Source organism: Burkholderia perseverans (genome assembly GCF_022870505.1).
GTDB lineage: Bacteria > Pseudomonadota > Gammaproteobacteria > Burkholderiales > Burkholderiaceae > Burkholderia > Burkholderia plantarii.
The window spans coordinates 286626-301826 of record NZ_CP045094.1; the positions used below are offsets into that span (position 1 = coordinate 286626).

9 protein-coding genes and 4 tRNA genes are annotated in these 15201 nt (G+C 62.3%); all 13 read left to right on the forward strand.

Annotation, left to right across the window (positions count from 1 at the left end; genetic code table 11):
* The first annotated feature begins 1104 nt into the window (after positions 1 to 1104).
* Positions 1105 to 1190, forward strand: a tRNA-Tyr gene (locus tag BpN12_RS15755).
* Between the two features lie 38 nt (positions 1191 to 1228).
* A tRNA-Gly gene (locus BpN12_RS15760) sits at positions 1229 to 1302 on the forward strand.
* A gap of 26 nt (positions 1303 to 1328) precedes the next feature.
* Positions 1329 to 1403: transfer RNA gene (locus BpN12_RS15765), tRNA-Thr, on the forward strand.
* 63 nt (positions 1404 to 1466) lie between these two features.
* Entirely contained in the window at positions 1467 to 2657 is a 1191-nt protein-coding gene (gene tuf, locus BpN12_RS15770) for an elongation factor Tu (RefSeq protein ID WP_246796495.1), read from the forward strand.
* A 57-nt stretch (positions 2658 to 2714) separates the two neighbouring features.
* Positions 2715 to 2790, forward strand: a tRNA-Trp gene (locus tag BpN12_RS15775).
* A 39-nt stretch (positions 2791 to 2829) separates the two neighbouring features.
* Positions 2830 to 3210, forward strand: a complete 381-nt coding sequence (gene secE, locus BpN12_RS15780; protein ID WP_012734344.1) for a preprotein translocase subunit SecE — start codon at positions 2830 to 2832, stop codon at positions 3208 to 3210.
* Position 3211: 1 nt separating this feature from the next.
* Complete coding sequence (gene nusG / locus BpN12_RS15785) at positions 3212 to 3769, forward strand: transcription termination/antitermination protein NusG (RefSeq protein ID WP_042623619.1); 558 nt, start codon at positions 3212 to 3214, stop codon at positions 3767 to 3769.
* A 143-nt stretch (positions 3770 to 3912) separates the two neighbouring features.
* Entirely contained in the window at positions 3913 to 4344 is a 432-nt protein-coding gene (gene rplK, locus BpN12_RS15790; RefSeq protein ID WP_012734346.1) for a 50S ribosomal protein L11, read from the forward strand.
* Positions 4345 to 5043, forward strand: coding sequence for a 50S ribosomal protein L1 (rplA, locus tag BpN12_RS15795; RefSeq protein ID WP_042623620.1), 699 nt, complete (start codon positions 4345 to 4347; stop codon positions 5041 to 5043).
* A gap of 300 nt (positions 5044 to 5343) precedes the next feature.
* Complete coding sequence (rplJ, locus tag BpN12_RS15800; protein ID WP_246796496.1) at positions 5344 to 5841, forward strand: 50S ribosomal protein L10; 498 nt, start codon at positions 5344 to 5346, stop codon at positions 5839 to 5841.
* A 60-nt stretch (positions 5842 to 5901) separates the two neighbouring features.
* Positions 5902 to 6276, forward strand: coding sequence for a 50S ribosomal protein L7/L12 (rplL, locus tag BpN12_RS15805; protein ID WP_012734349.1), 375 nt, complete (start codon positions 5902 to 5904; stop codon positions 6274 to 6276).
* A 371-nt stretch (positions 6277 to 6647) separates the two neighbouring features.
* On the forward strand, positions 6648 to 10757 hold the full coding sequence (rpoB, locus tag BpN12_RS15810; protein WP_246796497.1) for a DNA-directed RNA polymerase subunit beta: 4110 nt from the start codon (positions 6648 to 6650) through the stop codon (positions 10755 to 10757).
* Between the two features lie 21 nt (positions 10758 to 10778).
* The gene (gene rpoC, locus BpN12_RS15815) at positions 10779 to 15044 is read left to right on the forward strand and encodes a DNA-directed RNA polymerase subunit beta' (RefSeq protein ID WP_246796498.1); all 4266 of its coding nucleotides are present in this window, start codon (positions 10779 to 10781) and stop codon (positions 15042 to 15044) included.
* Positions 15045 to 15201: the final 157 nt, after the last annotated feature.

Below are 15201 nucleotides of genomic sequence, written 5' to 3' on the forward strand. Positions count from 1 at the left end.
CCCCCGCTGCCCAGGCAGTGGGGGTTTTGTCTTTTCCAGACGCAAGAACGCCGGGACTCGGCCCGCGACATCGAGCTTGTCCCATGGCGCCAGGTGCGATGTCTCAACTGCGTCTGAAGCCTGACTTTCATCGGGCCACTCTTTTGTTCGAGATGTTCGACCCGCAATGGCGTGTCACGAGGCTCTCGAACTGATAAGGCGTGTGATGGCGGCCGGGATGGCGCCCACCTCTCCTGAGGACGATTGCGGGCCGTATAGCCGCTTCGAGCAGGGTCGGTACATGGCAACGCAGCTACCGGCCGGTAACGAGCCGCTATCCGCTCGCTCAGGCGCATCGATGGACTGGCTTTCCCCATGGCTGGAGCTCGCGAAGTACTCGTGCCAGCGCCATTCAGCAACGAGCGGATTCGGGTTTGCGATCGCGCGGGCGCCAGCCCTGATGCGCAGCGCATCGGATGGCTGAACAACATTTCCCACGCGCCGCTCCGCGGCGATCAAGCGCGAGCTCGAAGCTTCGGATCGCTCATCTTTCCCCGCAAGGCATCGAACGGGACACCAGGCCGTGTGATGTCGCATCCGTGCTCGTGCAATCTCTCGGCATACGTGCCTCGAGCAAATCGCTGCGGATCCTCTCCCGGCGAGAGCGAGGCGGCCCCCAGGTCGTCGTCGCCTTCCCGCTCCTCATTCCGACCATCCCGGAACCCCCTCGAATCCCGGCATAATTTCCCTTAACGACACGCTTCCGGCGAACTCGCCCTTGACCACGTACGGCGATCTCTCCAGCGCGACGGGCCACCAATCAAAAAAAGTTAAAAAAATGCGGTTTTTCTATTGGCTTAATCGTCGCGACCCCTTATGATTCACGTCTTCCGATTTTCCGGTGAGCTTGCCCGGTGGTTGGAAGGACGGTCTGGGCGGGGGCAGTTTTCCGTGCGGTCACCAGTCTGGCGGGACGCGGCGCTTTTACAGGGTGTCGGTTCACGGAACGCCGGACAGGTCGGTTTGTAGCGTATGCCGAGCAGTGCGCTGCCGGGGGATGATAAAAAATCTCCGCGGGGTGCTTGACACGAAGTAGGCATGCCACCATAATCGTCAGTTCTCTGCGGAGGGGTGCCCGAGTGGCTAAAGGGGGCAGACTGTAAATCTGTTGGCTTACGCCTACGTTGGTTCGAATCCAACCTCCTCCACCAAGACATACAGAGCGGTAAGGGATCGTAAAGCGGCCCGTGCGGGTGTAGCTCAATGGTAGAGCAGAAGCCTTCCAAGCTTACGACGAGGGTTCGATTCCCTTCACCCGCTCCACGTTCTACGCGGTAAGTACTTGTTTCGCCCATGTGGCTCAGTGGTAGAGCACTCCCTTGGTAAGGGAGAGGTCGGCAGTTCGATCCTGCCCATGGGCACCAGCAGGTTAGTCAGTGTCTGTTTGCGCGCGGCGCAACATGTGAAATTCCTTACGGGAGTTGAAAATGGCCAAGGAAAAATTTGAGCGGACCAAGCCGCACGTCAACGTCGGCACGATCGGTCACGTTGACCACGGCAAGACGACGCTGACGGCGGCGATCGCAACGGTTCTGTCGTCGAAGTTCGGCGGCGAAGCGAAGAAGTACGACGAAATCGACGCGGCGCCGGAAGAAAAGGCACGTGGCATCACGATCAACACCGCGCACATCGAGTACGAGACGGCGAACCGCCACTACGCACACGTCGATTGCCCGGGCCACGCCGACTACGTGAAGAACATGATCACGGGTGCCGCGCAGATGGACGGCGCGATCCTGGTCTGCTCGGCAGCCGACGGCCCGATGCCGCAAACGCGTGAGCACATCCTGCTGGCGCGTCAGGTTGGCGTTCCGTACATCATCGTGTTCCTGAACAAGTGCGACATGGTGGACGACGCTGAACTGCTCGAGCTGGTCGAGATGGAAGTTCGCGAGCTGCTGTCGAAGTACGATTTCCCGGGCGACGACACGCCGATCATCAAGGGTTCGGCCAAGCTGGCGCTGGAAGGCGACAAGGGCGAGCTGGGCGAGACGGCGATCATGAGCCTGGCCGACGCGCTGGACTCGTACATCCCGACGCCGGAGCGCGCGGTCGACGGTATGTTCCTGATGCCGGTGGAAGACGTGTTCTCGATCTCGGGTCGCGGCACGGTGGTGACGGGTCGTATCGAGCGCGGCATCGTGAAGGTTGGCGAGGAACTCGAAATCGTCGGTATCAAGCCGACGGTGAAGACGACCTGCACGGGCGTGGAAATGTTCCGCAAGCTGCTGGATCAAGGCCAGGCTGGCGACAACGTCGGTATCCTGCTGCGCGGCACGAAGCGTGAAGACGTGGAGCGTGGTCAGGTTCTGGCGAAGCCGGGTTCGATCAAGCCGCACACGCACTTCACGGCTGAGGTGTACGTGCTGAGCAAGGACGAAGGCGGCCGCCACACGCCGTTCTTCAACAACTACCGTCCGCAGTTCTACTTCCGTACGACGGACGTGACGGGCTCGATCGAGCTGCCGAAGGACAAGGAAATGGTCATGCCGGGCGACAACGTGTCGATCACGGTGAAGCTGATCGCTCCGATCGCGATGGAAGAAGGTCTGCGCTTCGCGATCCGCGAAGGCGGCCGTACCGTCGGCGCCGGCGTCGTCGCAAAGATCCTCGACTAAGCCAGTTAGTCCCGGGTCGACAGTTTTGGGGCCGGAGTTGTCCGGTCTCATTGGTACAGGGGTATAGCTCAACTGGCAGAGCGTCGGTCTCCAAAACCGAAGGTTGGGGGTTCGATTCCCTCTGCCCCTGCCAAATCGCCACGTCCAGACGTGGCATTTGTTTTAAGGTGTTATGGCGAATCCATCCGTCGAAACTGTAAATACCTCCGGCGATAAGCTGATGCTGGGCCTGGGCGTATTGCTGGTCTTGGCCGGATTTGCGGGCTTCTTCTTGCTTGGCGGCAAGGAGTGGTACATCCGCGGCGCTGCGCTGGCAGTGGGGGTGATCGCCGGTGTGGCTGTCGCCCTGATGTCGCTGCCGGGCAAGAGCTTCATCGCCTTTGCAAAGGACTCCTACCGGGAAGTGCGCAAGGTCGTCTGGCCCACGCGCAAGGAAGCCACGCAAACCACGCTGGTCGTCTTCGGGTTTGTGCTGGTCATGGCACTCTTTCTTTGGCTTAGCGACAAGTCGATCGAATGGGTGATTTTCTCGGCGATTCTGGGTTGGAAATGATATGAGCGATACTCCGGCATCTCCGAGCGGAAAACGTTGGTACGTCGTGCACGCCTACTCCGGCATGGAGAAGAGCGTGCAGCGTGCGCTTCAAGAGCGCATCGAGCGTGCCGGCATGCAAGACAAGTTTGGCCAGATCCTGGTGCCGACCGAAGAGGTCGTCGAAGTCCGGGGTGGCCACAAGGCCGTGACCGAACGTCGTTTCTTCCCTGGCTACGTGCTGGTGGAGATGGAAATGACGGACGAAACGTGGCACCTCGTGAAGAACACCGCGAAGGTCACCGGTTTCGTCGGCGGCGCACGCAATCGCCCGAGCCCGATTTCCCCGCGGGAAGTCGAAAAGATCATGTCGCAGATGCAGGAAGGCGTGGAGAAGCCGCGCCCGAAGACCCTGTTCGATGTGGGCGAGATGGTTCGGGTGAAGGAAGGCCCCTTTACCGATTTCAACGGCACTGTTGAAGAAGTCAATTACGAAAAATCGAGAGTGCGCGTGTCCGTCACCATTTTCGGGCGCGCTACACCGGTCGAACTCGAGTTCGGCCAGGTCGAGAAAGTCTGAGTTTTGATGGGCAGCCCTCGCGCTGCCCATCATTGCGCTTACGGTCGGCATCATCGACCGTTGAGGAGCGTCAGTAGTCGAAGCCGGCGAACGCGCGTTATCACTCACCGAACGCCTGCCTGGCGTTCCAACGAGGTTTTCAAATGGCAAAGAAGATTATCGGCTTTATCAAGCTGCAGATCCCTGCAGGTAAAGCCAATCCGTCGCCGCCGGTCGGTCCGGCACTGGGCCAGCGCGGCCTGAACATCATGGAGTTCTGCAAGGCGTTCAACGCGCAGACCCAGGGCATGGAGCCGGGCCTGCCGGTGCCGGTGGTCATCACGGCATTCGCGGACAAGAGCTTCACGTTCGTGATGAAGACGCCGCCGGCGACCGTCCTGATCAAGAAGGCGGCCAAGGTGGACAAGGGTTCGGCCAAGCCGCATACCGACAAGGTCGGCTCGATCACCCGCGCGCAAGCTGAAGAAATCGCGAAGACCAAGATGCCTGACCTCACGGCAGCGGATCTGGACGCGGCAGTTCGTACCATCGCGGGCAGCGCCCGCTCGATGGGCATCACCGTGGAGGGCGTGTAAATGGCCAAGATCTCGAAGCGCCGTCAGGCATTTGCCGCTAAGGTCGACCGTCAGAAGCTGTACGCGATCGAAGACGCACTGGCACTCGTGAAGGAATGCGCGAGCGCGAAGTTCAACGAATCGATCGACGTGTCGGTTCAGCTCGGCATCGACGCGAAGAAGTCGGACCAGGTGGTCCGTGGTTCGGTGGTGCTGCCGGCAGGTACCGGCAAGTCGGTCCGCGTCGCCGTGTTCGCACAGGGCGAGAAGGCCGAGCAGGCACGTGCCGCCGGCGCGGAAATCGTCGGTATGGAAGACCTGGCCGAGCAGATCAAGGCCGGTCAGATGGATTTCGATATCGTGATCGCCTCCCCGGACACGATGCGTGTCGTCGGTACGCTCGGTCAGATCCTCGGCCCGCGCGGGCTGATGCCGAACCCGAAGGTCGGCACGGTCACGCCGGACGTCGCGACCGCGGTGAAGAACGCGAAGGCAGGTCAGGTGCAGTACCGCGTCGACAAGGCCGGTATCATCCACGCGACCATCGGCCGTGCATCGTTCGAATCGGCTGCACTGCGTTCGAACCTGGCCGCGCTGATCGAAGCGCTGCAGAAGTCGAAGCCGGCGACGAGCAAGGGTGTCTACCTGCGCAAGATCGCTCTGTCGAGCACGATGGGCGTCGGCGTTCGCGTCGACCAGACCTCGCTCGCGGCGCAGTAAGCGAAGCATTCGGGCCGCTTCACCCTGGCGGTGAGGCAGCCCAACCTGGGCTTTGGGCGGTTGCCCGGCGCGCAAGCGCGAGGCAACCGGTTATCAAAGACCGTTGGTGGGAGGCAGCATTCGGGCCATCCCTTAATACAGGCCAACGCAGATGGCGAACCCGAACAAGTTTTGAAGTGGTGAAGCCGGTGGTGCGGAGCGATCCGGACCGGCGGCGGAAATACTCCTGACGACTCGGACGCCGTTGTTGAACGAGGTACGAAAGGCACTCGCCGATCGTATCGTTTCTGGAGGCTAACCGTGCCGCTTAATAGAGAAGACAAGCAAGCCGTCGTCGCTGAGGTTTCCGCGCAAGTCGCGAAGGCCCAGACCGTTGTGCTGGCTGAGTATCGTGGAATTGCGGTTGGCGATCTGACCAAGCTGCGCGCGCAAGCGCGTGAAAAGCAGGTGTACCTTCGCGTGTTGAAGAACACGCTGGCGCGCCGCGCCGTCGAAGGCACGCCGTTTGCTTCGCTGGCAGAGCAGATGACTGGCCCGCTGATCTATGGCATCTCGGAAGATGCGATTGCCGCCGCCAAGGTGGTGAACGACTTCGCGAAGACCAATGACAAGCTGATCATCAAGGCTGGTGCGTTCGATGGCAAGGTGATGGACAAGGCAGGCGTGCAAGCGCTGGCCACCATCCCGAGCCGCGAAGAACTGCTCTCGAAGCTGCTGTTCGTCATGCAGTCGCCTGTTTCCGGCTTTGCGCGCGCTCTGGCTGCGCTGGCCGAGAAGAAGCAGGCCGAAGCTGCATAACGTCGGCATTCGCGTCACAGATCGCTGGCTGTACCCGCATTCAATTTAGGAGTATTTCACATGGCAATCGCAAAAGAAGACATCCTGGCAGCAGTCGAAGGCATGACTGTTCTGGAACTGAACGAGCTGGTCAAGGCGTTCGAAGAGAAGTTCGGCGTGTCGGCAGCTGCAGTGGCAGTCGCTGGCCCGGCAGGCGGCGGCGCAGCTGCTGCAGTCGAAGAGAAGACCGAGTTCTCGGTCATCCTGGCTGAAGTCGGCGCCAACAAGGTTTCCGTCATCAAGGCCGTTCGCGAACTGACGGGCCTGGGCCTGAAGGAAGCGAAGGACCTCGTCGACGGCGCACCGAAGCCCGTCAAGGAAGGCGTGGACAAGGCTGCTTCGGAAGAAGCGAAGAAGAAGCTGGAAGAAGCTGGCGCGAAGGTCGAAATCAAGTAAGGCTCGACAGTCTGCGCGAAGGCTGGCGGTTTTATACCGCCGGCCTTTTTGTGCTTTGTGGGGACGCTGTTTTGACACTCAATAAACGTGTCAAGATGGAGGGCCCCAGAAGCCAAAGAAAAACGCCTCGCGGTGTGGTAACGGCGACAGGCGATTCTCTTTGTCTTCTGAAGCGACTGCAGAAGGCAAGTTTGGTCGGGTAGCGGGCAACACAGGCATCCGCTGCCGTCAGCCAGCGGTTGGTAGCGGCCAACCACCAAGCTTCTCGGCTCGAGCCGCCGCACGGCCATCGAGTCTCAGTCGGTGAACACTCGGGTTTGACACGTCCAGGTATCCCGCCTCGATAGCGCCCGTCGTGATTCGGAGATCGTATGCAATATTCCTTCACCGAGAAGAAGCGTATTCGCAAGAGTTTCGCGAAGCGCTCCATCGTTCACCAAGTTCCTTTCCTGCTAGCCACTCAGCTTGAATCATTCAGCACGTTTCTGCAAGCTGAAGTGTCGGCAGCGCAACGTAAGTCCGAAGGCTTGCAAGCCGCCTTCACCTCCGTGTTCCCGATCGTCTCGCACAACGGTTTTGCTCGCCTCGAATTCGTGAGCTATGCGTTGTCGTCGCCGGCATTCAACATCAAGGAATGCCAGCAGCGGGGCCTTACCTATTGCTCCGCCCTGCGCGCCAAGGTGCGTCTGGTGCTGCTCGACAAGGAATCGCCGAGCAAGCCGGTCGTCAAGGAAGTGAAGGAGCAGGAAGTGTACATGGGCGAAATTCCGCTCATGACGCCGACCGGCTCGTTCGTCATCAACGGTACCGAGCGCGTGATCGTGTCGCAGCTCCACCGTTCGCCGGGCGTGTTCTTCGAGCACGACAAGGGCAAGACCCACAGCTCCGGCAAGCTGCTGTTCTCGGCACGGATCATTCCCTACCGCGGCTCGTGGCTCGACTTCGAATTCGATCCGAAGGACGTGCTGTACTTCCGCGTCGACCGTCGCCGCAAGATGCCGGTCACGATCCTGCTGAAGGCGATCGGCCTGACGCCGGAACAGATCCTCGCGAACTTCTTCGTGTTCGACAACTTCACGCTGATGGACGAAGGCGCACAGATGGAATTCGTGCCCGAGCGCCTGCGTGGCGAAGTCGCGCGCTTCGACATCACCGATCGTGATGGCAAGGTCATCGTCCAGAAGGACAAGCGGATCAACGCGAAGCACATCCGCGATCTCGAAGCCGCGAAGACGAAGTTCATCTCGGTGCCGGAAGACTATCTGCTCGGCCGCGTGCTGGCGAAGAACGTCGTCGACGGCGACACCGGCGAAGTGATCGCGAACGCGAACGACGAGGTCACGGAAAGCGTGCTCGACAAGCTGCGCGACGCGAAGATCAAGGACATCCAGACGATCTACACGAACGATCTGGACCAGGGTCCGTACATCTCCTCGACGCTGCGCGTCGACGAAACGGCCGACAAGACGGCCGCGCGCATCGCGATCTACCGCATGATGCGTCCGGGCGAGCCGCCGACGGAAGAAGCCGTCGAGGCGCTGTTCAACCGCCTGTTCTACAGCGAAGACGCCTACGACCTGTCGAAGGTCGGCCGCATGAAGTTCAACCGCCGCGTGAGCCGTGACGAGATCGTCGGCCCGATGACGCTGCAGGACGACGACATCCTCGCCACCATCAAGATCCTCGTCGAGCTGCGCAACGGCAAGGGCGAAGTGGACGACATCGATCACCTCGGCAACCGTCGCGTGCGTTGCGTCGGCGAGCTGGCGGAGAACCAGTTCCGCGCCGGCCTGGTGCGTGTCGAGCGCGCGGTGAAGGAGCGCCTCGGCCAGGCCGAGAGCGAAAACCTGATGCCGCACGACCTGATCAACTCGAAGCCGATTTCGTCGGCGATCCGCGAGTTCTTCGGTTCGTCGCAGCTCTCGCAGTTCATGGACCAGACCAACCCGCTGTCGGAAATCACGCACAAGCGTCGCGTTTCCGCACTCGGGCCGGGCGGTCTGACGCGCGAGCGCGCGGGCTTCGAAGTCCGCGACGTGCATCCGACCCACTATGGCCGCGTGTGCCCGATCGAGACGCCGGAAGGTCCGAACATCGGCCTGATCAATTCGCTGGCGCTGTACGCGCACCTGAACGAGTACGGCTTCCTCGAGACGCCGTACCGCAAGGTCACGGACAGCAAGGTGACCGACCAGATCGACTACCTGTCGGCGATCGAGGAAGGCCGCTACGTGATCGCACAGGCGAACGCGTCGGTGGACGAAGCCTCGGGCGAGCTGACCGACGAACTGGTGTCGGCGCGCGAAGCCGGCGAAACCATGATGGTCACGCCGGACCGCATCCAGTACATGGACGTGGCGCCGTCGCAGATCGTCTCGGTGGCTGCCTCGCTGATCCCGTTCCTCGAGCACGATGACGCGAACCGCGCGTTGATGGGCTCGAACATGCAGCGTCAGGCCGTGCCTTGCCTGCGTCCGGAAAAGCCGGTCGTCGGTACCGGCATCGAGCGCACCTGCGCGGTCGACTCGGGCACCACGGTGCAGGCGGAGCGTGGCGGCGTGGTCGACTACGTCGACGCGGGCCGTATCGTGATTCGCGTGAACGATGACGAAGCCGTGGCCGGTGAGGTCGGCGTCGACATCTACAACCTGATCAAGTACACGCGTTCGAACCAGAACACGAACATCAACCAGCGTCCGATCGTGAAGATGGGCGACAAGGTCTCGCGCGGCGACGTGCTGGCCGACGGCGCCTCGACGGACCTGGGCGAGCTCGCGCTCGGCCAGAACATGCTGATCGCGTTCATGCCGTGGAACGGCTACAACTTCGAGGATTCGATCCTGATCTCGGAGAAGGTGGTGGCCGACGATCGCTACACGTCGATCCACATCGAAGAGCTGAACGTGGTCGCTCGCGACACGAAGCTCGGGCCGGAAGAAATCACGCGCGACATCTCGAACCTGGCGGAAGTCCAGCTGGGTCGTCTCGACGAATCGGGCATCGTCTACATCGGCGCCGAAGTCGAAGCGGGCGACGTGATGGTCGGCAAGGTCACGCCGAAGGGCGAAACCCAGCTGACGCCGGAAGAGAAGCTGCTGCGCGCGATCTTCGGCGAGAAGGCCTCGGACGTGAAGGACACCTCGCTGCGCGTGCCGTCGGGCATGAGCGGCACCGTGATCGACGTGCAGGTGTTCACGCGTGAAGGCATCGTGCGTGACAAGCGCGCGCAACAGATCATCGACGATGAACTGAAGCGCTATCGCCTCGACCTGAACGACCAGCTGCGCATCGTGGAAGGCGACGCGTTCCAGCGTCTCGCGCGGATGCTCGACGGCAAGGTCGCCAACGGCGGTCCGAAGAAGCTCGCCAAGGGCACCAAGATCGACCAGGCCTACCTGTCGGATCTCGACCACTACCACTGGTTCGACATCCGTCTGGCCGACGAGGAAGCGGCGGCCCAGCTCGAAGCGATCAAGAACTCGATCGAAGAGAAGCGCCACCAGTTCGACCTCGCGTTCGAAGAGAAGCGCAAGAAGCTCACGCAGGGCGATGAACTGCCGCCGGGCGTGCTGAAGATGGTCAAGGTGTACCTCGCGGTCAAGCGTCGCCTGCAGCCTGGCGACAAGATGGCGGGTCGCCACGGTAACAAGGGTGTCGTGTCGAAAATCGTTCCGGTCGAAGACATGCCGTACATGGCCGACGGCCGTCCGGCCGACGTCGTGCTGAACCCGCTCGGCGTGCCGTCGCGGATGAACGTGGGTCAAGTGCTCGAAGTGCATCTGGGCTGGGCCGCGAAGGGTCTCGGCTGGCGGATCGGCGAAATGCTGCAGCGCCAGACCAAGATCGAGGAACTGCGCGTGTTCCTGACCAAGATCTACAACGAGTCGGGCCGCGCGGAAGATCTGGACAGCTTCAGCGACGACGAAATCCTCGAACTCGCGCGCAACCTGCGCGAAGGCGTGCCGTTCGCGACGCCGGTGTTCGACGGTGCGACCGAAGAAGAAATGTCGAAGATGCTCGACCTGGCGTTCCCGGACGAGATCGCGCAGCAGCTCGGCATGACGCCGTCGAAGAATCAGGTTCGCCTGTACGACGGCCGCACCGGCGAAGCGTTCGAGCGGACCGTGACGGTCGGCTACATGCACTACCTGAAGCTGCACCACCTGGTCGACGACAAGATGCACGCGCGTTCGACCGGCCCGTACTCGCTCGTCACGCAGCAGCCGCTGGGTGGTAAGGCGCAGTTCGGCGGCCAGCGTTTCGGGGAAATGGAAGTGTGGGCGCTCGAGGCATATGGCGCATCGTATGTGCTGCAGGAAATGCTGACGGTGAAGTCGGACGACGTGAACGGCCGGACCAAGGTGTACGAGAACCTCGTCAAGGGCGACCACGTGATCGACGCGGGCATGCCGGAATCCTTCAACGTGCTGGTGAAGGAAATCCGCTCGCTCGGTATCGACATCGACCTCGACCGCAACTAATCGGACTACGGAGAGAAAGCAATGAAAGCTCTGCTCGATCTATTCAAGCAAGTCCAACAGGAAGAAGTCTTCGACGCGATCAAGATCGGTCTGGCTTCGCCGGACAAGATCCGTTCGTGGTCGTTCGGCGAGGTCAAGAAGCCGGAAACGATCAACTACCGCACCTTCAAGCCGGAGCGGGATGGTCTGTTCTGCGCGAAGATCTTCGGGCCGATCAAGGATTACGAGTGCCTGTGCGGCAAATACAAGCGCCTCAAGCACCGCGGCGTGATCTGCGAGAAGTGCGGCGTCGAAGTGACGCTCGCCAAGGTGCGTCGCGAGCGCATGGGCCACATCGAGCTGGCCTCGCCCGTCGCGCACATCTGGTTCCTGAAGTCGCTGCCGTCGCGTCTGGGCATGGTGCTCGACATGACGCTGCGCGACATCGAACGCGTGCTGTACTTCGAAGCCTACGTGGTGATCGAACCGGGCATGACGCCGCTGAAGGCGCGGCAGATCATGACCGAGGAGGATTACTACAACAAGGTCGAGGAATACGGTGACGAATTCCGCGCCGAGATGGGCGCGGAAGGCGTGCGCGAGCTGCTGCGCGCGATCAACATCGACGAACAGGTCGAGACGCTGCGCACCGAGCTGAAGAACACCGGCTCGGAAGCGAAGATCAAGAAGTACGCGAAGCGCCTGAAGGTCCTCGAGGCATTCCAGCGCTCGGGCATCAAGCCCGAGTGGATGATCCTCGAAGTGCTGCCGGTGCTGCCGCCGGAACTGCGCCCGCTGGTGCCGCTCGACGGCGGCCGTTTCGCGACCTCGGACCTGAACGACCTGTATCGCCGCGTGATCAACCGGAACAACCGTCTGAAGCGTCTGCTCGAGCTGAAGGCGCCGGAGATCATCGTGCGCAACGAAAAGCGCATGCTGCAGGAAGCGGTCGATTCGCTGCTCGACAACGGTCGTCGCGGCAAGGCGATGACGGGCGCCAACAAGCGTCCGCTGAAGTCGCTCGCCGACATGATCAAGGGCAAGGGCGGCCGGTTCCGTCAGAACCTGCTGGGCAAGCGCGTCGACTACTCGGGCCGTTCGGTCATCGTGGTCGGCCCGACGCTGAAGCTGCACCAGTGCGGCCTGCCGAAGCTGATGGCGCTCGAGCTGTTCAAGCCGTTCATCTTCAACAAGCTGGAAGTGATGGGCGTCGCGACGACCATCAAGGCCGCGAAGAAGGAAGTCGAGAACCAGACGCCGGTGGTGTGGGACATCCTCGAAGAGGTGATCCGCGAGCACCCGGTGATGCTGAACCGTGCGCCGACGCTGCACCGTCTGGGCATCCAGGCGTTCGAACCGGTCCTGATCGAAGGCAAGGCGATCCAGCTGCACCCGCTCGTCTGCGCGGCGTTCAACGCCGACTTCGACGGTGACCAGATGGCCGTCCACGTGCCGCTGTCGCTCGAAGCGCAGATGGAAGCGCGCACGCTGATGCTGGCCTCGAACAACGTGCTGTTCCCGGCCAACGGCGATCCGTCGATCGTGCCGTCGCAGGATATCGTGCTGGGCCTGTACTACGCCACGCGCGAAGCCGTCAACGGCAAGGGCGAGGGCATGTCGTTCACGGGCGTGTCGGAAGTCCTGCGCGCCTACGAGAACAAGGAAGTCGAGCTGGCCTCGCGCGTCAACGTGCGGATCACCGAAATGGTCCACAACGAGGACAAGTCGGAAGGCGCGCCGCAGTTCGTGCCGAAGATCTCGCTGTACGCGACCACCGTCGGCCGCGCGATCCTGTCGGAAATCCTGCCGGCCGGCCTGCCGTTCTCGGTGCTGAACAAGCCGCTGAAGAAGAAGGAGATCTCGCGCCTGATCAACACCGCGTTCCGCAAGTGCGGCCTGCGCGCGACGGTCGTGTTCGCCGACCAGCTGATGCAGTCGGGCTTCCGGCTCGCGACGCGCGCCGGCATCTCGATCTGCGTCGACGACATGCTGGTGCCGCCGCAGAAGGAAGTGATCGTCGGCGACGCCGCGAAGAAGGTGAAGGAGTACGACCGCCAGTACATGTCGGGTCTCGTCACCGCGCAGGAACGCTACAACAACGTGGTCGACATCTGGTCGGCGACCTCGGAAGCGGTCGGCAAGGCGATGATGGAGCAGCTGTCGACGGAGCCGGTGACGGACCGCGACGGCAATGCGACGCGCCAGGAATCGTTCAACTCGATCTACATGATGGCCGACTCGGGCGCGCGCGGTTCGGCGGTCCAGATCCGTCAGCTGGCCGGGATGCGCGGCCTGATGGCGAAGCCGGACGGCTCGATCATCGAGACGCCGATCACGGCGAACTTCCGCGAAGGCCTGAACGTGTTGCAGTACTTCATCTCGACCCACGGCGCACGTAAGGGTCTGGCTGATACGGCACTGAAGACGGCGAACTCCGGTTACCTGACGCGTCGCCTGGTCGACGTCACGCAGGATCTGGTGGTGGTCGAGGACGATTGCGGCACCTCGAACGGCGTGGCGATGAAGGCGCTGGTCGAAGGCGGTGAAGTGGTCGAAGCGCTGCGCGACCGGATTCTCGGCCGCGTCGCGGTGGCCGACGTGGTCAACCCGGAAACGCAGGAAACGCTGTACGAATCGGGCACGCTGCTCGACGAGACGGCGGTCGAGGAAATCGAACGCCTCGGCATCGACGAAGTGCGCGTGCGCACGGCGCTCACCTGCGAAACGCGCTACGGCCTCTGCGCGGCCTGCTATGGCCGCGACCTGGGCCGCGGCTCGCTCGTGAACGTCGGCGAAGCGGTCGGTGTGATCGCGGCGCAGTCGATCGGCGAGCCGGGTACGCAGCTGACGATGCGGACCTTCCACATCGGCGGCGCGGCATCGCGTGCGGCGGTCGCTTCGTCGGTCGAGGCGAAGAGCAACGGTGTGGTGCGCTTCACGGCGACCATGCGCTACGTGACGAACGCGAAGGGCGAGCAGATCGTCATCTCGCGTTCGGGCGAGGCGATGATCACCGACGACATCGGCCGCGAGCGCGAACGTCACAAGATCCCGTATGGCGCGACGCTGCTGCAGCTCGACGGCGACACCATCAAGGCCGGCACGCAACTGGCCACGTGGGATCCGCTGACGCGCCCGATCATCACCGAGTACGGCGGTACGGTGAAGTTCGAGAACGTCGAGGAAGGCGTGACGGTGGCCAAGCAGATCGACGACGTGACGGGCCTCTCGACGCTCGTCGTGATCGACGTGAAGCGCCGCGGTTCGCAGGCTTCGAAGAGCGTGCGTCCGCAGGTGAAGCTGCTCGACGCGAACGGCGAGGAAGTGAAGATCCCGAACACCGAGCACTCGGTGCAGATCGGCTTCCAGGTCGGCGCGCTGATCACCGTGAAGGACGGCCAGCAGGTGCAGGTCGGTGAAGTGCTGGCACGGATCCCGACCGAAGCGCAGAAGACGCGTGACATTACCGGCGGTCTGCCGCGGGTGGCGGAACTGTTCGAAGCGCGTTCGCCGAAGGACGCCGGCATTCTGGCGGAAGTCACCGGCACCACCTCGTTCGGCAAGGACACGAAGGGCAAGCAGCGTCTCGTCATCACGGATCTCGAGGGCAACCAGCACGAGTTCCTGATCGCGAAGGAAAAGCAGGTGCTGGTCCACGACGCCCAGGTCGTCAACAAGGGCGAAATGATCGTGGACGGTCCGGCCGATCCGCACGACATCCTGCGTCTGCAGGGTATCGAGGCGCTGTCGCGCTACATCGTCGACGAAGTGCAGGACGTGTACCGCCTGCAGGGCGTGAAGATCAACGACAAGCACATCGAGGTGATCGTTCGCCAGATGCTGCGTCGGGTTCAGATCACCGACAACGGCGACACGCGCTTCATCCCGGGCGAGCAGGTCGAGCGTTCGGACATGCTTGACGAAAACGATCGCATGATCGCGGAAGACAAGCGTCCGGCGACCTACGAGAACATCCTGCTGGGTATCACGAAGGCGTCGCTGTCGACGGATTCGTTCATCTCGGCGGCATCGTTCCAGGAAACGACGCGCGTGCTGACGGAAGCGGCGATCATGGGCAAGCGCGACGACCTGCGCGGCCTGAAGGAAAACGTGATCGTCGGCCGTCTGATCCCGGCCGGTACCGGTCTGGCGTTCCACAAGGCGCGCCGGAACAAGGAGGTCTCGGATCGCGAGCGTTTCGACCAGATCGCACAGGAAGAAGCGTTCGAGTTCGGCATTCCGGAAACCCCGGCGGCCGCCGATCCGACCGACGCGGTCGAATCGCAACAGCACCCGAGCGCGGAATAAGCGGCAGCGGCGCCAGCCGCTTGCCGTCCCGTGCTTCAAGAACCGCCCGGTTTCGACCGGGCGGTTTTTTTTTGTCCGTCGCCGACGCGGTCTCGCTGCTCGCGCCGGCGCCGGGAGCGCGCGATCGCGATGATGTTCGTCGCGCGATCGTGGCGGC

Bases quoted from the DNA above. Each gene is read 5' to 3' on its own strand.
- rplL (WP_012734349.1), top strand. From the start codon at position 5,902: ATGGCAATCGCAAAAGAAGACATCCTGGCAGCAGTCGAAGGCATGACT.
- nusG (WP_042623619.1), top strand. From the start codon at position 3,212: ATGAGCGATACTCCGGCATCTCCGAGCGGAAAACGTTGGTACGTCGTG.
- secE (WP_012734344.1), top strand. From the start codon at position 2,830: ATGGCGAATCCATCCGTCGAAACTGTAAATACCTCCGGCGATAAGCTG.
- rpoC (WP_246796498.1), top strand. From the start codon at position 10,779: ATGAAAGCTCTGCTCGATCTATTCAAGCAAGTCCAACAGGAAGAAGTC.
- rpoB (WP_246796497.1), top strand. From the start codon at position 6,648: ATGCAATATTCCTTCACCGAGAAGAAGCGTATTCGCAAGAGTTTCGCG.
- rplK (WP_012734346.1), top strand. From the start codon at position 3,913: ATGGCAAAGAAGATTATCGGCTTTATCAAGCTGCAGATCCCTGCAGGT.
- rplA (WP_042623620.1), top strand. From the start codon at position 4,345: ATGGCCAAGATCTCGAAGCGCCGTCAGGCATTTGCCGCTAAGGTCGAC.
- tuf (WP_246796495.1), top strand. From the start codon at position 1,467: ATGGCCAAGGAAAAATTTGAGCGGACCAAGCCGCACGTCAACGTCGGC.